The 22,259-nt window shown below is 54.1% G+C and carries 23 protein-coding genes; 17 read left to right on the top strand and 6 right to left on the bottom strand.

All coding sequences use genetic code 11. The annotated features are described in order from the left end of the window. Nucleotides 1-63 precede the first annotated feature (63 nt). Together KI379_RS18545 and KI379_RS18540 are read right to left on the bottom strand one after the other, a co-directional pair. Nucleotides 64-1,122 (bottom strand): FecCD family ABC transporter permease, encoded by a 1,059-nt coding sequence (locus KI379_RS18545; RefSeq protein ID WP_244879330.1) that lies wholly within the window; start codon nucleotides 1,120-1,122, stop codon nucleotides 64-66. Continuing rightward, nucleotides 1,119-2,132: a FecCD family ABC transporter permease gene (locus tag KI379_RS18540; RefSeq protein WP_076169990.1), complete on the bottom strand. Its 1,014-nt coding sequence runs from the start codon at nucleotides 2,130-2,132 to the stop codon at nucleotides 1,119-1,121. The genes KI379_RS18545 and KI379_RS18540 overlap by 4 nt, the downstream gene beginning before the upstream one ends. 300 nt (nucleotides 2,133-2,432) lie before the next feature. On the opposite strand from KI379_RS18540, the gene KI379_RS18535 reads away from it, so the two are divergent. The 8 genes from KI379_RS18535 (at nucleotide 2,433) to KI379_RS18500 (ending at nucleotide 10,325) form a co-directional block, all read left to right on the top strand. After that, nucleotides 2,433-3,410, top strand: coding sequence for an ABC transporter substrate-binding protein (locus tag KI379_RS18535; RefSeq protein ID WP_076169991.1), 978 nt, complete (start codon nucleotides 2,433-2,435; stop codon nucleotides 3,408-3,410). A gap of 140 nt (nucleotides 3,411-3,550) precedes the next feature. Further along, complete coding sequence (locus KI379_RS18530) at nucleotides 3,551-4,018, top strand: Fur family transcriptional regulator (protein WP_076169992.1); 468 nt, start codon at nucleotides 3,551-3,553, stop codon at nucleotides 4,016-4,018. 4 nt (nucleotides 4,019-4,022) lie between these two features. Then, entirely contained in the window at nucleotides 4,023-4,304 is a 282-nt protein-coding gene (gene yidD, locus KI379_RS18525; protein ID WP_212984389.1) for a membrane protein insertion efficiency factor YidD, read from the top strand. Between the two features lie 447 nt (nucleotides 4,305-4,751). After that, nucleotides 4,752-6,734: a methionine--tRNA ligase gene (gene metG / locus KI379_RS18520; protein ID WP_212984388.1), complete on the top strand. Its 1,983-nt coding sequence runs from the start codon at nucleotides 4,752-4,754 to the stop codon at nucleotides 6,732-6,734. A gap of 259 nt (nucleotides 6,735-6,993) precedes the next feature. Beyond that, a complete protein-coding gene (locus tag KI379_RS18515) occupies nucleotides 6,994-7,953 on the top strand; it encodes a metal ABC transporter substrate-binding protein (protein WP_212984787.1) in 960 nt (319 codons plus the stop codon). Nucleotides 7,954-7,985: 32 nt separating this feature from the next. Continuing rightward, nucleotides 7,986-8,738, top strand: a complete 753-nt coding sequence (locus KI379_RS18510) for a metal ABC transporter ATP-binding protein (protein ID WP_244169253.1) — start codon at nucleotides 7,986-7,988, stop codon at nucleotides 8,736-8,738. Between the two features lie 56 nt (nucleotides 8,739-8,794). Next, nucleotides 8,795-9,598: a metal ABC transporter permease gene (locus KI379_RS18505; RefSeq protein ID WP_076170170.1), complete on the top strand. Its 804-nt coding sequence runs from the start codon at nucleotides 8,795-8,797 to the stop codon at nucleotides 9,596-9,598. Between the two features lie 13 nt (nucleotides 9,599-9,611). Further along, the gene (locus tag KI379_RS18500; protein ID WP_076169995.1) at nucleotides 9,612-10,325 is read left to right on the top strand and encodes a cytochrome c biogenesis CcdA family protein; all 714 of its coding nucleotides are present in this window, start codon (nucleotides 9,612-9,614) and stop codon (nucleotides 10,323-10,325) included. On the opposite strand, the gene splB is transcribed toward KI379_RS18500, so the two are convergent. Then, entirely contained in the window at nucleotides 10,322-11,392 is a 1,071-nt protein-coding gene (splB, locus tag KI379_RS18495) for a spore photoproduct lyase (protein ID WP_212984387.1), read from the bottom strand. The two genes, KI379_RS18500 and splB, sit on opposite strands and share 4 nt — an antisense overlap. Nucleotides 11,393-11,594: 202 nt before the next feature. Between splB and mntR the strand changes: the two genes are divergently transcribed. The 3 genes from mntR (at nucleotide 11,595) to KI379_RS18480 (ending at nucleotide 14,867) form a co-directional block, all read left to right on the top strand. After that, nucleotides 11,595-12,020, top strand: a complete 426-nt coding sequence (gene mntR, locus KI379_RS18490; protein WP_076169997.1) for a transcriptional regulator MntR — start codon at nucleotides 11,595-11,597, stop codon at nucleotides 12,018-12,020. 263 nt (nucleotides 12,021-12,283) lie between these two features. Beyond that, complete coding sequence (locus tag KI379_RS18485; RefSeq protein ID WP_212984386.1) at nucleotides 12,284-13,867, top strand: family 10 glycosylhydrolase; 1,584 nt, start codon at nucleotides 12,284-12,286, stop codon at nucleotides 13,865-13,867. 79 nt (nucleotides 13,868-13,946) lie between these two features. Further along, a complete protein-coding gene (locus tag KI379_RS18480) occupies nucleotides 13,947-14,867 on the top strand; it encodes a patatin-like phospholipase family protein (protein ID WP_076169999.1) in 921 nt (306 codons plus the stop codon). A gap of 86 nt (nucleotides 14,868-14,953) precedes the next feature. Here the strand turns inward: KI379_RS18480 and KI379_RS18475 are convergent, their stop codons facing one another. Then, nucleotides 14,954-15,274 (bottom strand): hypothetical protein, encoded by a 321-nt coding sequence (locus KI379_RS18475; RefSeq protein WP_076170000.1) that lies wholly within the window; start codon nucleotides 15,272-15,274, stop codon nucleotides 14,954-14,956. Between the two features lie 6 nt (nucleotides 15,275-15,280). Continuing rightward, complete coding sequence (locus tag KI379_RS18470; protein ID WP_212984385.1) at nucleotides 15,281-16,276, bottom strand: DUF1385 domain-containing protein; 996 nt, start codon at nucleotides 16,274-16,276, stop codon at nucleotides 15,281-15,283. A 129-nt stretch (nucleotides 16,277-16,405) separates the two neighbouring features. On the opposite strand from KI379_RS18470, the gene KI379_RS18465 reads away from it, so the two are divergent. The 5 genes from KI379_RS18465 to KI379_RS18445 all read left to right on the top strand — a co-directional run bounded on the left by KI379_RS18465 (nucleotide 16,406) and on the right by KI379_RS18445 (nucleotide 20,734). Continuing rightward, nucleotides 16,406-16,915, top strand: a complete 510-nt coding sequence (locus tag KI379_RS18465) for a YqhR family membrane protein (protein WP_240913293.1) — start codon at nucleotides 16,406-16,408, stop codon at nucleotides 16,913-16,915. 81 nt (nucleotides 16,916-16,996) lie between these two features. Further along, a complete protein-coding gene (aroQ, locus tag KI379_RS18460; RefSeq protein WP_212984384.1) occupies nucleotides 16,997-17,443 on the top strand; it encodes a type II 3-dehydroquinate dehydratase in 447 nt (148 codons plus the stop codon). Between the two features lie 50 nt (nucleotides 17,444-17,493). Then, nucleotides 17,494-18,570, top strand: coding sequence for a M24 family metallopeptidase (locus KI379_RS18455; RefSeq protein ID WP_212984383.1), 1,077 nt, complete (start codon nucleotides 17,494-17,496; stop codon nucleotides 18,568-18,570). A 40-nt stretch (nucleotides 18,571-18,610) separates the two neighbouring features. Then, nucleotides 18,611-19,168, top strand: a complete 558-nt coding sequence (gene efp / locus KI379_RS18450; protein ID WP_076170004.1) for an elongation factor P — start codon at nucleotides 18,611-18,613, stop codon at nucleotides 19,166-19,168. Between the two features lie 312 nt (nucleotides 19,169-19,480). Next, a complete protein-coding gene (locus KI379_RS18445) occupies nucleotides 19,481-20,734 on the top strand; it encodes an aspartate kinase (protein WP_089548099.1) in 1,254 nt (417 codons plus the stop codon). Between the two features lie 76 nt (nucleotides 20,735-20,810). Here the strand turns inward: KI379_RS18445 and KI379_RS18440 are convergent, their stop codons facing one another. Continuing rightward, nucleotides 20,811-21,548, bottom strand: a complete 738-nt coding sequence (locus KI379_RS18440; RefSeq protein WP_076170006.1) for a 2-phosphosulfolactate phosphatase — start codon at nucleotides 21,546-21,548, stop codon at nucleotides 20,811-20,813. Nucleotides 21,549-21,915: 367 nt separating this feature from the next. Between KI379_RS18440 and KI379_RS18435 the strand changes: the two genes are divergently transcribed. Further along, a complete protein-coding gene (locus tag KI379_RS18435) occupies nucleotides 21,916-22,185 on the top strand; it encodes a YqhV family protein (RefSeq protein WP_373309594.1) in 270 nt (89 codons plus the stop codon). The last annotated feature ends 74 nt before the right edge of the window (nucleotides 22,186-22,259 follow it).

Below are 22,259 nucleotides of genomic sequence, written 5' to 3'. Positions count from 1 at the left end.
TGCAGCTGCGGTAGATGGGGGTCTTCTTTGTCTTTTTTTAATGCATTCGCTGCCGTATTCGTACTAGGAAGAGCTGCGGCTCTTCCATAACAGGAATATGAAGAACGGCGCACCGACAGCCGATGTAAACACGCCGACCGGAATATCCAGCGGGGTGAACAGGTTGCGGGCGAGGACATCCGCCACGACAACGATGATGGCCCCGCTTAGAGCGCTGGCCGGAAGCAGGGAGCCGTAAGACGATCCGATCAGCTTCCGGGCGATGTGGGGGGCGAGGAGGGCAACAAAGCCGATCGCTCCGCCGACGGAGATGCCGGCCCCGGCAAGCCCGACGGCCATGAAGAGCAGGATCGTCCGGTCGCGCTCCACCCGGCTGCCGGCCCCGGCGGCCAAGTCGTCGCCGAGCTGCAGCATGTTGATGCGCCGGGCGAAGATCAGGCTGAGCGCGCCCAGCGCGATGAACCAGGGCAGCATCATGTTGACATGCTTCCAGGAGCTGCCGTATACGCTGCCCAGCAGCCAGTTGAAGGCTTTCTGGGCGACGTCCGTCGGGCCTGTGACGAGCAGCATCGTGGAGATGGCCGAAGCGACCGCCCCGATGCCGACGCCGATCAGGACCAGCATGAGCGGGTTGACGCCCTTTTTCCACGAGAGCACATAAATCAGCAGCGTGGTGAGCGCGGCGCCGACAAAGGCGGCCGGCGGCAGCCAGAAGACGCTGGCCGACGGAATCAGCGTAATGATGGCCGTCGTCGCGACAGAGGCGCCGCTCGTCACGCCCATGACGTCTGGAGAAGCCAGCGGATTCCGGATCAGTCCCTGCGTGATCGCCCCGGACATGGCAAGGCAGGCCCCGACCAATGCGCCGACGATGACCCTGGGAAGCCGGAGCTTCTGCACGACCACAACGTCCAGTTTGTTCCCTTGGCCGAAGATCGCCTGGGTCACCTCCCAGGGATTCACGTATTTGGTGCCGAAGCCGATGCTGATGATGACCGCAAGTAAAAGGACAATGGCTAGAATGCACAGAATGGCAATCTGGCGCTTCGATGTGAGAAAGGAAATCGCATCCCCGCCCATGCGGACGCTGATGGGGCCTTTCGGTCTGGATGAACGGCTCATTGGCGAAGCAACCCCTTTCTCGCAGCGTGGATGAAGAATGGCACTCCGATGATCGCCGTCATGACGCCGATGGGGATCTCCCGGGGCATGGCGATAAAGCGGGACGCAATATCCGCAAGAAGGAGCAGAATGCCGCCCAACAGAGCGCTGTAGGCGACCAGCCAGCGGGTATCCCGGCCGACGAGAGCTCTGGCGATGTGCGGGATAACGAGCCCGACAAACCCGATCGGTCCGGCGACGGCGACCGAGCTGCCTGCCAGCACGACGATAAGCAGGCCCATGGTCAGCTTGAGGAGTACGGTTTTCTGCCCTAGGCTGCGTGCCACGTCCTCGCCGAGCATGAGCGTGTTGACGGACGACGCGATAAGAAGGGCGACAATCCAGGCGGCAAGCATGTAAGGCAGAAGGCCCAGCAATATGCTCAGGCTCCGGCCTTCAACGGAACCGGACATCCAGAACAGCACTTCTTCCATGGCCCGGCCGCTAATGATGAGCATGCCGTTGGTCAGTGAGCTGCAGAAGGCGGTAATGGCCGCCCCGGCAAGCGTGATTTTCAGCGGCGTTAAGCCTTGCCTCCCGGCGGAGCCGAGAATAAATACGAACAGGCAGCTGACAGCTGCCCCGAGGAAAGCGATCCAGGTGAAGGATGCGAGCGAGCTGACGCCGAGCAGGACGAATGAAGCTACGACAAGCAGGGAGGCGCCGGCATTAATGCCGAATATCCCTGCATCCGCAAGCGGATTTTTGGTCAGGGATTGCAGCAGCACGCCGCAAATTCCCAGGCTTCCGCCGACAAAGGCGGCGATCAGCGCGCGCGGCACGCGGACGTCCCGGACGATAATGTGTTCATTGCTTCCATTAAACGAAGTAAAGGCTTCGACAACTTCCCTCCAATTGGTGCTGTGCACGCCAAAGAGGATGCTCGCAGCAACACATAAGAGCAGGAGGACGAGCCCTGCGATCAAACCGGTCCATTTGGCAGATGATCTATGTAACCATTCCGGCTGCACGGCATACCCCTCTTTTCAATCAGGCTGTAAATAAATAGAATTGAACTAAAGTTGTGCATTGAACTTCCTGTTATAAGGGCCTGATACGGCCTATATCATTCATTTCTTTAGTTCATTCTATGTAACATATTAAAGTTTAAGTGGAGCGCATAGGCTTGTCAATGAGGCTGATTCTCAATTTCAATATCCGTTTTTGCACTTCCATACAGGAAGTTTATTGACATTACAGGCGCTATGAATTAGGATTAGGACGATACTGAGAATCATTATCAGGAGATTAGAAGGGGAGAGCTTTTACTTATGAGAAAATGGAACGGCCTTATACTTATGCTGTTGGCTGCTGTGCTGGTACTGTCCGCATGCGGCAAAGACAGCGGCAGCGGCAGCACCGCTTCCGGAAGTACAGGAGAGAGCAGTACGGAAGCGGGAGCTGCGAACGATGCAGATCGCACAATTGAGACGGTTATGGGGCAGGTCAAAGTACCGGCACATCCGAAGAAAATCGTCGTGTTGACCAATGAAGGAACCGAGGCGCTGCTGTCCATGGGCATCAAACCGGTGGGCGCCGTCAAATCTTGGACCGGCGATCCATGGTATCCCCATATTAAGGATCAAATGCAGGGCGTTGAAAATGTAGGCGACGAGGGCCAGCCGAACGTGGAAGCGATCGCTGCGCTCGAACCGGACCTCATCCTGGGCACGAAAATGCGCCAGGAGAAAATTTACGAGCAGCTGTCCGCCATCGCTCCAACCGTATTTTCCGAAACGCTCCGCGGTGAGTGGAAGGAGAACTTCAAGTTGTGGGCCGACGCGGTCGATGAGAAAGAGAAGGGCGACCAGGTACTGGCCGACTATGATAAGCATGTGGCTGACGTGAAAGCGCAGATCGGCGACAAATTGAGCACGAAAGTGTCGATGGTCCGGTTTATGCCGGGCAAGGCACGGATTTACTATAACGACACGTTCTCCGGCATCATTTTGAAGGAAGTGGGCCTCGCCCGTCCGGCGGTGCAGGATAATCCCGGGTTCTCCGACGATGTCGGCAAAGAGCGCATTCCGGACATGAACGGCGACATTCTGTTCTACTTTACCTATGAAACCGGCGACGGCGAAGGCAGCAAGATGGAGAAGGAATGGACAGAAGACAAACTTTGGAAAAACCTTGAGGTGGTCAAGAAGGGCAACGCGCACCGCGTGGACGACGCCATCTGGAACACCGCAGGCGGGGTCCTTGCGGCCAATCTGATGCTAGACCAGCTGGCATCCTACTTTAAATAAAATCTAAGCGCACAGGGGGCTCCGTCAGGGGTCCCCTGCTTCATTGACGGAGGCCCGGATTTGAGGCATTATTAATAGAAGACAAATGTTGTAAACAAGAGTGGCTTACGGCTTTAAGCATAGAATGGGAGGATGAGCGTATGCTTTCGACGGAGAAGATTATTGACGCCATGTCCGAGCAGGGACTGCGCATAACCGACCAGCGCAAGACGCTCGCCAAATTATTTGGTGAACATTCGGGTTATTTGTCAGCCAAGGATGTCTATGAGTTTATGGGCAAAAAATACAGCGGACTCAGTTTCGATACCGTATACCGCAATCTGCGGGTCATGCAGGAGCTGGGCGTTCTCGAACAGATCGTGTTTGAGGACGGGGTCAAATTCAAAGCCAGCTGCAGCGAAGACCACCACCATCATCACATGATCTGCCTGCAATGCGAGAAGACGTATCCGATCAGCTTCTGCCCGGTGTCGATGGCGGATACGCCCGACGAATTTCAGGTCGTGAAGCATAAATTTGAAGTATTCGGTTATTGTAAAGACTGCCGGCAGCCTGCGGATGCGGGGCTGAGTGTCAATCCGCTGTCCGGGCACACCGGGGAGCATTAATGCTATGGGCGTATCCCGAAGAATCGTCCAAGGCCCCATCGTCATTTACCGCAAATACATTTCGCCGTTAAAACCGCCGACCTGCCGTTTCTACCCGACATGCTCGGCGTACGCAATGGAAGCGATCGAGGTGCACGGGGCCGCCAAAGGATCGTGGCTCGCCATGAAACGGATCGCCAAGTGCCATCCGTTTCATCCGGGGGGCGTGGATCTGGTTCCCCCGCGGAAGGAGAAGGGGGGCGCAGGCGCCTCTCATCCTTCCGAAGGCGAGGGACACCTGACTTGACACGCGGTATCCGGGTTCAGTATATTATGGAATATATGACATTTCCGAGGAACGGATGAGTACGAGAACAGTAGCTTATTGCAGAGAGCCGGGGCAGCTGAGAGCCGGTATAAGCGAAGTCTCCGAAGATGGTCCGGGAGGAACCGCTTTCGAGCAGCATCCTGAATCAGAGGATGCGTAAGGGAGCGGCGTGATCCAGCGATAATGGACAGTGCGCGGCTGAGACATGCCGGTACTGATGGAGCCTGCCGCCTGCGAGGGCGCAGGGAATTTGGGTGGTAACACGTGAGGAATCTCTCGTCCCATTAGGGGCGGGAGTTTTTTGTATCCTCGGGGCCCCCGCATAGAACCTGAACAGGGTATCACAGCAAAAGCCCCACTTCGTGGGGTTATTTTGTGTTCACACAGAAGATACAGGAACGCTGATTTTGGAAAGGAAGATGAACGATGGCTGACAAGAAAACATTTTATTTGACGACGCCGATCTATTATCCCAGCGACAAGCTGCATATCGGGCATGCATACACGACCGTGGCCGGCGACGCGATGGTTCGTTACAAGAAGCTGCGCGGCTACGATGTGCGCTATTTGACAGGAACCGACGAGCATGGTCAGAAGATTGAGCGCAAGGCTGCTGAAGCGGGCAAAACGCCGCAGCAGTTCGTCGACGACATCGTGGCGGGGATCAAGGAGCTGTGGAAGAAGCTCGACATCTCCAACGATGACTTTATCCGGACGACGGAACCGCGCCATACGAAGGTCGTTCAGGAAGTGTTCGAACGCCTGCAGGCGCAGGGCGATATTTACAAGGGCGAGTATGAAGGCTGGTACTGTACGCCGGATGAGTCGTTTTTCCTGGAACGGCAGCTCGTAGACGGCAAATGTCCGGACTGCGGCCGGCCGGTGGAACGCGTGAAGGAAGAGAGCTATTTCTTCCGGATGAGCAAATATGTGGACCGGCTTCTCCAATACTATGAGGACCATCCGGACTTTATTCAGCCGGTGTCCCGCAAGAACGAAATGATCAACAACTTCATCAAGCCGGGACTGGAAGACCTGGCGGTGTCCCGTACGACCTACGAATGGGGCGTCAAGGTGAAGAGCGATCCGAAGCACGTCGTTTACGTCTGGATCGACGCGCTGCTGAACTATATCACCGCACTGGGTTACGGCTCGGAAGATACGAGCCTGTTCGACAAGTACTGGCCGGCTGACGTTCATCTCATGAGCAAGGAAATCGTCCGCTTCCATACGATTTACTGGCCGATCATCCTGATGGCGCTGGACCTGCCGCTGCCGAAGAAAGTGTTTGCACACGGCTGGCTGCTGATGAAAGATGGCAAGATGTCCAAATCGAAGGGCAACGTCGTCGATCCGGTCACGCTTATCGACCGTTACGGTCTGGACGCCCTTCGCTATTACCTGCTGCGCGAGGTTCCGTTCGGCGCCGACGGCACGTTTACGCCGGAGAGCTTCGTGGAGCGCGTCAACTCCGATCTGGCCAATGACCTCGGCAACCTTCTGAACCGGACGGTGGCGATGGTGGACAAATATTTCGAGGGCCGGGTTCCTGCGTACCGCTCCGGCGTGACTCCGTTTGACGCGTCGCTTGAGGAAGCGGCCAAGGATGTTTACGGAAAAGTTGAAGAAGCGATGGAAAATATGGAGTTCTCCGTTGCGCTGACGGCCATCGGCCAGTTTATCAGCCGCAGCAACAAATATATCGACGAAACGCAGCCTTGGGCGCTGGCAAAAGATGAGTCCAAACGCGAAGAGCTGGCGTCTGTCATGACCCATCTGGTCGAAAGCCTGCGGATCGGCTCGATCCTGCTGCAGCCGTTCCTGACCCAGGCTCCGCTGAAGATTTGGGAGCAGCTGGGCATTCAGCAAGGCGAGCTGACCGAATGGGACAGTGGCAAGACGTTCGGCTTGATTCCGGAAGGAACGCAGCTGGTGAAGGGCAACCCGATCTTCCCGCGCCTGGATGCGGAAGAAGAGGTGGCGTACATCAAGCAGGCAATGACCGGATCCGAAGCTCCCGCGAAGGAAGCGGAAGCCGGCAACTCTGCCGAAGCGGCTGCGCCGCAGGAAGCGCCTGAGCTGAAGGAAGAAATCGGCATTGAAGATTTTGCCAAGGTCGAACTGCGCGTAGCTCAGGTTATCGCCTGCGAGCCTGTCAAGAAAGCCGACAAGCTGCTCAAGCTGCAGCTGGATCTAGGCTTCGAGCAGCGGCAGGTCGTGTCGGGCATCGCGAAGTTCTATACGCCGGAAGAGCTGGTCGGACGCAAGGTCATCTGCGTCACCAACCTGAAGCCGGTGAAGCTGCGCGGCGAGCTCTCACAAGGCATGATTCTGGCGGCATCCCAAGGCGATCAGCTGACACTGGCGACGGTGCCGGACAGCATGCCGAACGGAGCGGTCGTGAAGTAGGAGCACGAAGTATAGTATAGTGCACCTATAAGTAAGTATGGTCGATAGGAAGACGGAATCCCGTAAGAAACGGGCTTCCGTCTTTTTGGCGTCCAGGTATATCGATCTTTTGGGAGACACGCCAAGCTCCAAAGAACTCCACGGCAGGTATCGTTCGCTTTCCTCTGGTAATTTTTCACCTAAGGTTGACAAATAAAATAAGCCCATTCATAATCTTATTAGTAAAAGTTACGATTAGTGGGAGCGTACATCTGTGAATATGAGAAATGTGATCAAGCGGATTCTGGCGCCTTCGTTTCTTCTGATGGCCATGCTGGTTTTTGCCGGCTGCGATAACTCAGGGAACGCACAGCTGGATCCGGATAAAGTGAATGTCATGACGACGTTCTATCCGATTTATGAGTTTGCCAAGGAAATCGGCGGCGAGGACGCCAACGTCATCAATCTACTGCCGGCAGGCGTCGAACCGCATGATTGGACGCCGCGGAGCCAGGATATTGTGAACACGTCCAAGTCGCAATTGTTTTTATATAACGGGGCAGGACTCGAAGGCTGGGTACCGAATTTTCTGAAAGGGCTGAACCGGGACTCCAAGGTGAAAGCCGTTGAGGTCAGCCAGGGCATCCAGCTGATCGAAGGCGAAGAGGACGGCGGGCATGATCTCGAAGGAGAGGGCATGGGGACCGGGCACAAGCATCACATCGACCCCCACACGTGGGTCAGCCCGAAATCGGCCATCATTATGGCCGAGAACATCAAGAACAGCTATGTGGAGGCCGATCCGCAGCATGCGGAGGCTTACGAAGCGCGGTACGCCGGGCTCAGCCGGAAGCTGCAGGAGCTTGACCGCAAGTTCGAGACGGAGCTGGCGCAGGTTCCGCATCACAAAATCGTCGTATCCCATCAGGCCTTCGGCTACTTGTGCCGCGATTACGGCTTGGAGCAGCATCCCATCATGGGCTTGTCGCCGGATGCCGAGCCCCGGGCACGCGATTTGGTGGAGCTGTCGAACCTGGTGAAGTCGGAAGGAATCAAATATATCTTTTTCGAAGAGCTGGTCTCCGACCGGCTGGCCAAAACGCTGGCTTCCGAGACCGGAGCGACCGTGTCCGTCCTGAATCCCCTCGAGGGACTGACACAGGAGGAGCAGGAGAAGGGCGACGACTATTTTACCTTGATGGACAAAAATTTGCATAATCTCATTCTCGCATTACAATAAAATGAAGCAGCTAACAGAAAGGCGGATTTCGCATGTTTACGCCGATGATTGACGATTGTCATCAACCGATTATCGAGATGGAGAACATCTCCTTTTCATACAGAGACCAAAAGGTCATCAACGATCTGAACTTTACCGTAAAAGAACGCGATTTTGTCGGCATTATCGGCTCCAACGGGGCGGGCAAGACGACGCTGCTTCGGATGATCGTCGGCCTTTTGCCCAGCGGCCAGGGCAGCATCCGGCTGTTCGGCCAGCCGATCCGCAGGTTCAAAGACTGGGAGCGGGTAGGCTATGTCCCGCAGAAAAATTCGTTTAACCCGTTGTTCCCGGCTACTGTTCGCGAGGTGGTCCTTTCCGGGCTGTACAATAACAAAAACCTGTTCCGCCGGGTAAACAGACACATGCAGCAGCAGTGTGACGATGCGCTTGAGGTGATGCGGATTCAAGACATCGCCGGCAAACGGATCGGTGAGCTGTCCGGCGGTCAGCAGCAGCGCGCCTTCCTGGCACGGGCGCTGATCAACAACCCGGATCTGCTCATCCTGGACGAGCCTACGGTGGGCATTGACGCAGAGACGCAGGCCGGATTTTTCGAGCTGATTACCCACATGCACCGGCATCATCATATGACGCTGCTGATGGTGTCGCACGATATGGACATGATCGAGGGATATTTGGGCGAGAAGCCGAAGCAGAAGAACGGCAAGATCGAATTTTTCGTCAGACATTCCCATGAGATTCAGGACTGCGAGGTTCAGGACCTGCAGCACTCATTGTCATAAAACCACGATCGTTTACAAAATATTAAAAGCATCCGAAGGAGTCGTTATTGTTGGCTATAGAAATTATCCTCAGTGATTTTTTTCAAAGGGCGCTGGCTGGCGGTCTGCTGATTGGGATCACCGCACCGCTGATCGGCATTTTCCTCGTGCTGCGGCGCCTGTCCATGATCGGGGACACGCTTGCGCATGTCACGATCGCCGGGGTGGCGTTAGGTTTTCTGATTAATCTGTATCCCCTGGGGGCAGGTCTTGTATTTGCGGTTCTGGCTTCCTTTGCGATAGAAAAGCTCAGAAAAGCTTATAAAAGCTATGCCGAGCTGTCGATAGCGATCATTATGTCCGGCGGCGTTGCGCTGGCTTCTTTGTTTTTCACACTCGGGATGGGTTACAATACAGATGTGATGAGCTATTTGTTCGGCAGCATTTATACGCTGGATACCCAGGATCTGTACGTGGTAGGGGCTGTGACGCTGGTTGTCGTGGTCGTTATTACGCTCTTTTTCAAAGAGTTTTTCCTGCTGAGCTTTGAAGAAGACGCCGCAAGCGTAAGCGGTCTGCCTGTGCGCATGATGAACATGCTGATCACCGTCCTGACGGCCCTCGTCATCAGCACGGCCATCAAAATCGTCGGCGCTTTGCTCGTATCGGCACTGCTGACCATTCCTGTCGCTATCAGCCTCCTGATCGCCAGAAGCTTCAAATCTTCCGTCATCCTGTCGGTGGTCATTTCGGAGATTGCGGTTGTGGGGGGACTTGTGATTGCCGGCGTTTGGAACCTGGCTCCGGGAGCAACCATCGTGCTGCTGCTGATTGCGCTGCTGATCTTGACGATGGCGGGCAAGAAGGGATTATCAACGTAGGAGGTACTTGTCCTTGTCAAACTTGAATATATGGCTTGCCTTCTTCGCCGGACTGGCTTCCTTTATTTCTCCGTGCTGCCTGCCGCTGTATCCGTCCTACATTTCCTACATTACCGGGATGTCGGTACAGACGCTGAAGACGGAGCAGAATAAAAAAGAAGTCCGTTACCGGACGATGAGTCATACGCTGGCCTTTATTTTAGGTTTTTCCGCCGTATTCTATACGCTCGGGGTCGGAGCCGGTTTGTTTGGCAGCTTCTTTAACAACAACCGGGATCTGATCCGCCAGCTGTCGGCGCTGTTAATCATTTTGATGGGGCTGTTTCTGATCGGCATCTTTCAGCCGCGCTTTTTGATGCGCGAATTTAAGATGGATCTGAAGTTCAAGCCCGCAGGTTACATAGGTTCTTTTATATTCGGGATCGGCTTTTCCGCCGGATGGTCTCCTTGCGTCGGTCCGATTCTGGCGGCGATCATCGCTTTGGCAACGACCGAACCCGGTGCTTGGTTTCCGCTGATTACGGCCTATACCGTCGGATTTGCCATTCCATTTTTTGTGCTTGCCTTCTTCATCGGATCCACCAAGTGGATTGTGAAGTACTCGGGGATGATGATGAAGATCGGCGGGGCGCTCATGCTGTTTATGGGCGTACTGCTGTTCACGAACCAAATGACCAAAATTACGATTTGGCTGCAGGCCATCACGCCTGAATGGCTTAAGTTCTAGGTGAAGTAGTCGATGGTAGCTTCCGGAAAGTGCTCAAAAATCCGCTCTGTGATAAACTCGCGCAGGGCGTTTTGCTGTTCATCCGGGTACACGTATTTGAATTGGCCCCAGCGTCCCCATTTTTGCTTGCGCCTCGCGATATCCATCTCCAGCTTGGTTTTGGGATAGCGCTGTTCAATGATGTTTTTGGCGGTTTTTGTGAAGCGGTGCTGAATCATTTCGAACGTCAAATCCTTCGTTGCCTCGGCCGGGAGCGTATCCGCCAGACGCTTCAGAAGCTCGGCATAGCCGTCCTGCCAGCCGTCATACCAAATGATCGGGGCGATGATGAAACCGAGCGGATAGCCGGCCCTGGCGACCTTTCCCGCGGCCTCGATCCGTTCCTCAAAGTGCGACGTGGACGGCTCGAAGTTGCGGATGACGTAGTCCGAATTGATGCTGTACCGGATGCGGGTATGGCCGTTATGCTTCAGCGGGAGCAGCGGATCGACATGATGATACTTGGTCACGAACCGGAGTCTGCCGAATTCTTCGCCAGCCATGAAGGTAATCAGCTCCGCGAGGGAGCCCGTTATATGCTCCAGTCCCACCGGGTCAGAAGTACAAGCGGCTTCAAATCGGGTGATCTCCGGCGCGCGTTCCTCGATATATTGCTTGGCGGCGCCAATGATATCGGGTGTGTTGACATAGACACGGACATAGGGCTTGGCCCCGAGCGTCGTCTGCAGATAGCAGTAATGGCAGTGACCCATGCACCCGGTTGAGATCGGGATGGCGTATTCGGCCGAAGGCTTGGACTGGTCGAACTTCAGCGTTTTCCGCACACCGACGACGAGCGTTCGTTTGGCGTTCCTGTATTTTTCCTGATCGGTTTCGCCTGGTAAATTGGTGATCCGGTTATGAGAGCTGGTCATACGGTAAGGGATGTCTTTGGACTTGACCCATTCCATGATGTGCTGGCCTTTGGGATAGTTCAGCGCATCCGGTTCAAAATAAACAAGATCGGGGACAAACGGCTTGGTCGGCCGCAGCGTCCGCCTGGGCTTTTCTTTAACGCCAGTACCCATAGAACGGCTCCTTTCGCGGAAATATGAGTGCTTCGGTTTAGTATGTGTGCAGGTAGCAGGGGCAAACCGTGGCAATTACTGATCAGGATGGGAAGCGCGGCAGGCGGCAGGACTTGCCAAGTCCTCTTGAGAACATGTATCATTACAAGAGCAGGTAATCGGGCCAGATGATTGACGTTTATTACAGAAAAGAGGGAATATAATGCCAACGCCCAGCATGGAGGATTATTTGGAGCGTATCTATAAATTGATTGACGAGAAGGGATACGCGCGTGTTTCGGACATTGCCGAAGGCTTGGAGGTTCATCCCTCATCCGTTACCAAAATGATCCAGAAATTGGACAAGGACGAATATTTGATTTATGAAAAATACCGCGGCCTTGTTCTGACTAGCAAAGGTAAGAAAATGGGCAAACGCCTGGTTGACCGGCATCAGCTTCTGGAGGAATTCCTGACGATGATCGGGGTTCAGCAGGAAAATATTTATGGAGATGTCGAAGGCATCGAGCATCACTTAAGCTGGGATTCCATAACGCGTATCGAGACGCTGGTGGAGTATTTCCGCCGGGATGGACAGCGTCTGGAGGAGCTGCGGAACATTCATAATGAATTGGTCAGCGATTCGTAAACAAGGCATCTGTCCGCACCCTCAAACGACAGGTGCCTCTTTCATTCCCAGCACGTAATCCGGTAATTTTAAGAGCCAAGACTGGCAAAACCCGGATTGCACACGCAGCAAAGGTTACAGCTTTTCTGCCCGATCGGTCGTTTGCGCTTTATTCAGCAGATCATGATTTCAAGGTTGTCTGATGCCGGCTAGTGATCTCTAGATAGAGCGCGAATGACCGATTTTTTTACCCGCAAATCTATCAATAGTGGAGGATTAGTAGAATGGCGTTTCGGAAGTTTCATAGGTGGATCGTGGCATCGCTGCTGTTGGTGCTGCTGATTCCGTTTACGGGGCAGCAGGCGAAGGCTGCAAACAACATCACGATGGTCCTGGACGGGAAGCAGCTGGTCAGCGATATCCCCCCGTACATCATGCCAAAAGTGAATGTGACGATGGTTCCGATCCGCGTGATCAGCGAAGGGCTGGGGGCGGCCGTCGCATGGAAACAAAGTGCGAAAACCGCTGATATTTCGGGCGGAGGTCATACGATTACGTTGACCAGCGGCAAAAAGACGGCTTTGGTGGATGGAGCCTCTGTCGCCCTTGATGCCTCCGTGCAGCTTCGGGGCGGCCGCGTGCTGGTCCCTCTCCGTTTTGTCGGCGAACAGCTCGGTCTGCAGGTAGACTGGGACCAGGTGGCAAGAACGATTACCTTAACATCAAGTGCTTACATACCTACCGAGCCGCCTGCTGAGGGCGGGGGAAGCAGCTCCAGCCAGCTCAGGGGAGCCTGGATCTCGACCGTGTACAACCTGGATTGGCCGACGACGTCCTCTTACGGCAAAATCGAGCAGCAGAAGCAGGAATATTCCGCTCTGCTCGACAAGCTGCAGGCCATGGGGCTGAACGCGGTGTTCGTTCAGGTTCGGACGGCCGGCGATGCGCTGTATCCGTCGGATCTGGTTCCGTGGTCGAAGGTGCTTACCGGCACCCAAGGCAAGGATCCGGGATATGATCCGCTCCAGTATATGATTGAGGAAACCCACAAGCGGGGGATGCAGTTCCATGCCTGGTTCAATCCGTTCCGGGCCAATCTGGATACGACCACAAGCAAGCTGGCGGCCAATCACGTGGCGGTTCAGCATCCCGACTGGGTCGTATCCGTCAATAACCAGCTGATCATCAACCCGGGTATTCCGGATGCGAGACAGCATATTATCGACGTCGTGATGGAAGTGGTAAGCAAGTACGATATCGACGGCGTCCATCTGGACGATTATTTCTATCCGTCGAGCGGAACGTTTAACGATGATGATGCTTTCAAGGCATACAATACGCAGGGCTTGAGCAAAGCGGATTGGCGCCGCGATAACATTAACCAGTTCGTGCAGCAGCTGGGCCAGTCGATTCACGCGTCCAAGCCGGCCGTACAGTTTGGCATCAGCCCGTTCGGCGTATGGCGCAACCAGTCTACCGATCCGACGGGTTCTGATACCAAAGCGGGCGTTACGGCATACGACTCCATGTCCGCGGATGTGAGAACCTGGGTGAAGCAGCACTGGATCGATTACGTGGCACCGCAAATTTATTGGAGCATGTCCTTTAAGAACGCCCAGTACGACAAGCTCGTCGACTGGTGGGCGCAAGAAGTGCAGGGCACCGGCGTGGATCTCTATATCGGCCATGCCCCGTACAAGCTGGGAACCTCCGAGGCTGGATGGCAGTCGGCGCAGGAGATCATCAACCAGCTTCAATACAACACCAAATACGACGCAGTCAAAGGCAGCATTTTTTACAGCGCCAAGGATTTGATCAAAAATCCGCTTGGCATCGTCCTGGCACTAACCGCCTATTACCAGCAATGATAAATTCATAGAACATTGTCATGAATGACCCCCCGTGCTCATATCTTACTGTGGGATAATGAGACACGGGGGTTTTATGATGATCGTCAACGCGGTGTTCGAGGGCGGCGGAGTGAAAGGAATATCGCTGGCGGGGGCCGTCAAGGCTGCGGAGCAAGCCGGCGTTGTGTTTAACCGGGTGGCGGGTACGTCGTCGGGTTCCATTGTGGCGGCGCTGCTGGCGGCAGGGTTTTCGGCCGACGAGATGAGCGAGATCGTGAAGACGACCCCTTTTGAGTCCTTTCTTCACCGCGCGCCCATATTCAATACCAAAGTGATCGGACCCGCCGCGCGTTTGTTTCTGAAGAAAGGGCTGTATTCCGGAGAAGCGCTCGAAGTCTGGATCCACCATATTTTGGCGGCCAAAGGGGTCAAGACGTTTGCGGATATCCCCCAAGGCAAGCTGATGATCATCGCCTCGGATATTACGAACGGGCGCATTCTGGTGCTTCCCGAAGACCTGGGCAAGCTGGGCGCCAACCCGTCCAGGTTTGCGGTTTCCAAGGCCATCCGGATGAGTACGAGCATTCCTTACTTTTTTGATCCGGTCATGCTGAGAATGACAGGCGAAGCGGCCAGGGGAAAATCGTTCGTTGACCAGTTTGTCTATATAGTAGACGGGGGGCTGCTCAGCAACTTCCCGCTGTGGCTCTTTGACGACGCTACGGAAGGGGCCGGTCAGAAGCCGGTTCCGACGATCGGATTCCAAATGGTCGGCAGGACGACGAACAAGCCGCATCTGATCCGCGGGCCTCTCAGCATGCTGCAGGCGATGTTTGAAACGATGCTGTCCGCTCATGATGAGCGGTACATCGAGCAGGAAAACCGTTTCCGGACGATCAAAATTCCGACTCTCGGCGTCGGAACGACGCAGTTTCATATTACACCGGAAGAAAGCCAGCAGCTGTATGAGTCCGGCATGCAGGCCGGGAAAAAGTTTTTTGCGGGCTGGAAGCCGTGACATCGCAGAAAAAATAAAAGGCATTCGCTGGTCCTCCTTTTAGAAGGAGGGGCGAATGCCTTGTTTTTGATATGTTCAAACTGCGCTTAGTGGTATTTCGGTTGTTGATCGTCATTCTTACCCTTTGAGCCTTCAATCACCTGGAAAGGGTAATTTTTGCGCTTGGCCGAAGATTGACCGCGTTTGGACGCATTGTATTTCTCCATCGTCCGCTGGGACGGCTTAACCTTGGGCCGCTTGTTGTAACGGGCAGGCGGGAATTTGTACAGCAGGAAAACCACACCGAACACGATCAAGGGCACAAGCAAATTCATAAGCGATCCTGCACCGCCAAACAAAATGTTGCCGAGCAGTCCGATGGCTGCCAGTACAATGGCAATCCAGAAAATTACAGCCTGCCTTTTCATGTCATCTCATCCTTTCAGGGGATCCAAGACTCCGTTTCTCACAGGTTGTTCCGTCCCGGGAGCTTTCTCCATCTGGGCGTCAAGCTCAAGCATGCGGTTGAAGGAGGCGATGGACACCTCAACCTGGTCATCCTTCGGTTCCTTCGTCGTCAACAGCTGAAGCCAAAGGCCTGGGTAACCGAGATACCGCAGCACCGGTACGTCGCGAAGCGCGTTGGTCAGTTTCAGAAACTCAAACGACATGGCGATGACGACCGGGAGCAGAATGATCCGCTGCAGAACCCGCTGCGTCATATTATCCCACGGAACGAGCGAATAAATCAGTACGCCCAGGACGATCGTCAGCATCATGAAGCTGCTGCCGCAGCGGTAATGCAGACGGCTGTGCTTTTGCACGTTGGCTACCGTCAGTTCTTCACCCGCTTCATAAGTGCTGATCACCTTATGCTCCGCTCCATGGTACTGGAACAACCGCTTGATCACCGGGGTCTGGGAAATGCCCCACAGGTAAACGAGCAGCAGCAGCAGTTTAATGCCGCCTTCTATAAGGTTATGCAGGATATAGTTGTCAAACATCTTGCCGAAAATAAAATCCTCTAAAAATACAGGCACCAGCGTCAGCACCAGCTTGCCCACGAGAAACGAAAGCACGCCGACCGCTGCAACGCCGATAATCATCCCTAAGCTCCAGCCGGATTCTTCTTTCTGCTTTTGCTTGGCGCGCTCCTCCGGCTCCACTTCGTCATCCGCGTAGGATTCCGCCGAGTAATTCAGGTGCTTCGTACCTTTGGCGCTTGCATCTATAATACTGACAATACCGCGAAGGAAAGGGATTTTGCGCAATTTGCCGACCCAAGGCTTATCCTCGCGCGGCACCTCCAAAAATGTAATCTCCTGATTCTTCCGCCGCACAGCGGTGACATTGACGTGCTTACCGCCAAACATAACGCCTTCAATGACGGCTTGGCCACCGTAGCTGACCGTTTTGGATTGCTCCGACAAACAATTCACCTTCCCCGAATGTTTAGTTGTGATGCCTTTATTGTAACGAATTTCCCGTACGATTTCTAGTTGGATTAGCCCCGGCCCCAAATGAACATACTAAGAAAAACAAAAAGGGTGATATTCAAAGTGAGTTCACAGGGAGCTGCCATCCGGCAGCATACGAATACTGGCCATACCAATCCGCTCAGCTTCTCGCTGGAGCTCGGCTTTTTTGCCGGGTTGCTCTGGGGGGCGGTCCACTGGGTTTTCCATTGGCTGCGGTTCACGATCGTCATTCCGGCCTTTTTGGCCGAGCCTTTCTTCAAGCATTCTTTTTTGAAAAGCGGGTCAGGAGATCTGCTTGGCTGGCTCTTTTTCATTGCGTTTTCCATGGTCGCGGCCGTCATCTATACGCTGCTGTTCCGGAAGCTGGCCGGTCCGTGGCCGGGTATCGTATACGGTATCTGCTGGTGGGCCGTTCTGTTTGTGGCGGGTCCCGCACTCGGTATGATGAATCGTCTCAACCATCTGACATGGAACACGATCATCACCGAATTTTGCTTGTACCTGCTGTGGGGACTGTTCATCGGATACACGGCGGCTTTCGAATTTACGGATGAGCGCAAACGGGAACCCGGCAGGGCGAAGGCGCACTAGAGCAAAAAAACTTCTCAAGAAGACATCCCCTATGTTAAAATAGCAGATGGTTATTTGACGACAAAGGGTGGGAATACCATTTTGAGAACCATTTGGGTGATCAACGGACCGAACCTGAATCTGCTCGGACTCCGGGAGCCTGGCGTGTACGGCTCTCAAAGTCTTGCGTCGATTGAAGAAGGCCTGCTTGAGAAAGCGGAGGCCCTGGGCGTGTCCGTCACATTTTATCAGTCCAACCATGAGGGAGATATCATTGACAGGATCCACGCCGCGATGGGTCATGCCGACGGCATCGTTCTGAATCCGGGCGCGCTGACTCATTACAGCTATGCCGTCCGGGACGCCATCAGTTCCGTTAAAATTCCGACGGTGGAAGTCCATTTGTCGAACATTCACGCAAGGGAGACGTTCCGCCATACTTCCGTGATTGCTCCCGTGGCCGTAGGTCAAATTGCCGGATTCGGCGCTGTCAGCTATGAACTCGGCATGTTGGCACTGCTGCGCCACTTGGAAAGTCAGGGACAGTAGTCGCTGCCTCTTTCCCCGGGGAAAGCTGTACATGAGAGAGGAGTGTAACGATGAGCATCAATCGAGTGAACAAGCTGCGTGAAGCGATGCAGCAATCCAATGTGGAAGCCATGTTTGTAACCAGTTCCATTAACCGCCGTTATTTGACGGGATTTACCGGTTCATCGGGATACGTCCTCATCACTTTACATGATGCGTACCTGCTGACCGACTTTCGTTACATGACCCAGGCACCGCAGCAAGCGAAGGGATTTACGATCGTCGAGCACGGGCCGAAGGTAACGGAAATGGTAAAGGAGCTGCTGATTTCCGCAAACATCGGCAAGCTTGGCTTCGAGCAGGATGACGTATCTTTTGCCGGATACACCGCTTACGCGGAGCAGCTTAAGCCAATCCAGCTCGTGCCGGTTTCCGGCCTTGTGGAGAAGCTTCGTATCTTCAAGGATGAAGAAGAGCTGAAGGTGATGCAGAGAGCGGCGGACTTGGCCGACGATACGTTCAAGCATATTCTCGGGTTTATCAAGACGGGAATGACGGAGCGGGAAGTCGACCTGGAGATGGAGTTTTACATGCGCCGCCACGGTGCCACTTCATCCTCCTTCGATACGATCGTCGCATCCGGAGAACGTTCCGCCATGCCGCACGGCGTTGCCAGCGAACGGGTGATTGCCGGAAACGAGCTCATCACGTTCGATTTCGGCGCATTGCTTGACGGATACTGCTCCGATTTGACGCGGACGATTGCGATCGGGGATCCGGATCCGAAGCTTAAAGAAATTTATGACATTGTGCTGGAAGCCCAGCTCCACACACTTCAGAACATCAAGCCGGGGATGACCGGCCGCGAAGCGGACGCGCTTGCACGCGATATCATCACGAAGTACGGCTACGGCGACAATTTCGGCCACAGCACGGGGCACGGCCTCGGCATGGAGGTTCATGAAATGCCTCGCCTGTCCAAGCTGAGCGACGATGTACTTAAGCCGGGTATGGTCGTGACCGTGGAACCGGGAATTTACCTGCCGGGTCTCGGCGGCGTGCGCATTGAAGACGATATTGTGATCACGGAGACGGGAATTGTGATCTTGACGCATTCGTCTAAAGATTTCACCGTATTACCGGCGTGATAAATGCAATATATACTTAAACCTTTAGGAGGGCATTTCAGTGATTTCAGTTAACGATTTTAAAACAGGTCTGACGGTGGAAGTCGATGGCGACATCTTTACCGTTCTCGATTTTCAGCACGTTAAACCGGGTAAAGGGGCAGCCTTCGTACGTTCGAAGCTGAAAAACCTCCGTAACGGCAACACCGTTGAGCGCACATTCCGCGCAGGTGAAACGATCGGCCGTGCCATTATCGAAAACCGCGGCGTTTCTTATCTGTATGCAAGCGGTCAAGAGCATACGTTCATGGACAACGAAACCTACGACCAGTTCACGCTGGACAGCAAGCAGCTGGAGTGGGAACTGAACTTCCTCAAAGAGAATATGAACGTGAACATCGTCAGCTACCAGGGCGAAATTCTCGGAATCAACCTGCCGACCAGCGTCGAGCTGAAGGTTGTTGAAACCGAGCCGGGCATTAAAGGAAATACGGCTACAGGGGCGACGAAGAACGCGAAGCTGGAAACAGGCCTGAACGTTCAGGTGCCTTTGTTCATCAATGAAGGCGATGTGCTTCTGATCGATACCCGCGAAGGCAAATATATCTCCCGCGCGTAAAGCCGGCGATAGAATTGCTTAACACCCGACAGGGCTAAGCCGATCCTCCTTTCCTTCCGAAAGGAGGATTTTTTGTATAATCCCATGAAAAAACATTAACAATCGGGCGTACTTTCGTATTATACTAGTTTAAAGCGTAAAATTAGACAGTTGTCAGCATTTTGCAACATGAGATCCTGCTTTTTTCACCATGGCCAGTCTATTGGCGAAAAGGGTGCTGATCGCATATAGAAATAGGATCGGGCGGTTTTACCGGCGTGGGAAATGATTGCATAATGCCCAGTTGTACAATGAGTGGGGAGTGAATCGAAGTTGTCACTGTACGTCATGAAATTCGGAGGCAGTTCCGTCGGAGATATTGAGCGCATGCAGCGCGTGGCCCGGCGTATCGTCGAGAAACAGGACGAAGGACACCAGTGTGTAGTAGTCGTTTCCGCGATGGGGGATACGACGGATGATTTGATCGATCAGGCGATGCTGCTCAATCCAAATCCGCCTGCACGCGAGATGGATATGCTGATGACCACCGGGGAGCAGATTTCCATGTCGCTTCTGTCGATGGCCATTCATCAGCTTGGCCGCAGCGCCGTTTCGCTGACAGGCTGGCAGGCGGGATTCCGGACAGAGCCGGTGCACGGCAAAGCGAGAATTATGGATATCATTCCGGACCGGGTGATCGGAGCCCTGCAGGAAGGAAACATCGTGATCGTGGCCGGATTCCAGGGCATGACCGAAGAAGGAGAAATCACGACGCTCGGCCGCGGGGGATCCGATACGACAGCCGTTGCGCTGGCTGCGGCGATTAACGCCGACGTGTGCGAGATTTATACCGACGTGGACGGCATTTATTCGACCGATCCGCGAATCGTGAAATGCGCTCGCAAGCTTGAGGAAATTTCGTATGACGAAATGCTGGAGCTGGCCAACCTGGGGGCGGCTGTTCTTCATCCGCGCGCGGTGGAGTACGCGAAGCATCACCAGGTGAAGCTCGTCGTCAGATCCAGCTTTAACTATAATGAAGGCACGGTTGTGAAGGAGGAAACCAGCATGGAGCAGGGAGTAGTGGTAAGCGGCATCGCTTATGATAAAAATGTGGCCAGAATCAGTATTTTGGGAGTGGAAGACGTTCCCGGTGTTCTTGCCACGGTGTTCGGAGCGCTCGCCGGCGCCGGCATCAACGTGGACATCATCGTGCAGAGCGGCGTTCAGGACGGCAAGGCGGACTTTTCCTTTACCACCTCTTTGTCGGAGAGCGGCCAGGCACTTCAAGTCATCAAGGATTTGAGATCCACCCTTCCGTACCGTGAAGTTACCTCGGAAGACAATCTGGTCAAAGTATCGATCGTAGGTGCGGGCATGATCAGCCATCCCGGCGTTGCCGCCGAAATGTTCGATGTCATTTCCAAGCAGGGCGTCAGCATTAAAATGGTCAGCACGTCCGAGATTAAAACGTCCTGCGTCATCGAAGGCGGCAATCTGGAGCAGGTCGTCAGAGCGCTGCATACCGCCTACAACCTCGATACCGATGCGCAGGTGTTTGTGGGAGGCCCACAGGACCGCCGCTAGGTCAGAATGCAAATACTCATACAAAAAGCCGTCCCCACAGCAGGGGGCGGCTTTGTTTATTTCAGCGCGGCTCGGATTATCCGCGATTCGCAGCAATTGCGAACAACGGCGTCAGGATCATTTCCGACTTCGCATACGGCACGACAGGGACCGTGTCGATCCCTGTGCAGTATTCGACGTCATGCGTAAATCCCAGCTTGACCAGCTGCTTCGCCGCGCATCCTTCCATTACGGTTTCAAACAGGGATCCCTTGCACTGCCGGTAAGCATGCTTCATCGCCAGGCCCAGATCATTCAGCTGAAGCGGCGCTTCCGAAATGGACTCCATCGCATCGATGATCATTCCCGCGCACAGGCCATCCTCCAGCGAAAAATCGTTGCGGCATCCCGAGCACAGCAGGATGGCATCTTTCCCGAACGATAACAGAGCCGACGCACAGGCCGTCCCATTCATAAATGAAGCGGCAAATATTCTGGCGGCCTTATGGGATTTGAGCAGCCCTCGGGTCCCGTTCGATGTGGTCAGCACCACCAGCTTTCCGGCAACCTCAGGGGTCATATAATCATGCGGCGAATTCCCGGCCTGAAACCCGGGGATTTTTTTATAATACCGTTCTCCACCGACAAACGTTTGGTCTCCCCGCATCTGCTGGGCTTGAGGAACCGTCTCCACGGGCATCAGCCCGGTAGCGCCTTGGGCCAGAGCCGTAATCATCGTACTGGTTGCCCGCAGCACGTCAATCACAACGGCGCTCTTGTGCACAAACTCCTCCGATCTTACTTCGTCCACATTGGCAATGACATCCACCCGCATGGATAAATCCTCCTTATGCATCTGTAAATAATACGACACCTCTTTCAGCTGCTTAGCCCTGAAGATGCCGATGGTTGAACGGTCCTCTCTTGGTTGGCCGGATGCAGGCAGTTTGTCTGCAGACGGATCCAACCCAGGCAACTGACAAGTGGATAGGTATTTCACCAAACAATATATGCAAGCCCGGAGCATTTTGTTCCGAATATAGGAGTTATTAAATAGAGGCTTTGTCATGACTCTTTTGATAATCAGTGAAGCAGCTCCGTTTTGCCAAGTTATTTTCCGTATCTTTCTTGTAAAACACAACTAAAAAGAGAGAGTCCCGCATATCTATGAGGTTAGAAGTACAATCTCGCAAAAGGGGGTCATTTTAGTGGACAAGTTCGTGCTCAGCATGGCTACGCTGCGTTTTATCTCCGGAAGTCTGGAAATCGCCGCCGCGCTGCTGATGCTAAAGCTCGCTCAGGTAGATAAGGCGCTGGCGGTCAATTCCCTGCTGGCATTCGTCGGGCCGACGGTGCTCATCCTGACGACTTCCATCGGGCTCATCGGCGTGGCTGATAAGCTCTCCTGGGGAAAGATGGCGTGGATCTTTTTCGGCGTGTCCTGTCTCTTAATCGGCATTCTCAAAAAATGATAGATTACTGTGGTCATAAATTTAGGGGCCAAGCATAGACATAAGTAAGAAAACATCTAGTAGTTTATCCATCA

The organism is Paenibacillus cineris, assembly GCF_018333335.1.
In the GTDB taxonomy this organism is placed as follows: domain Bacteria; phylum Bacillota; class Bacilli; order Paenibacillales; family Paenibacillaceae; genus Paenibacillus_AQ; species Paenibacillus_AQ favisporus.
The sequence above is the reverse complement of the archived record's forward strand: the minus strand, read 5'-3'. Positions and strand labels throughout refer to the sequence as shown.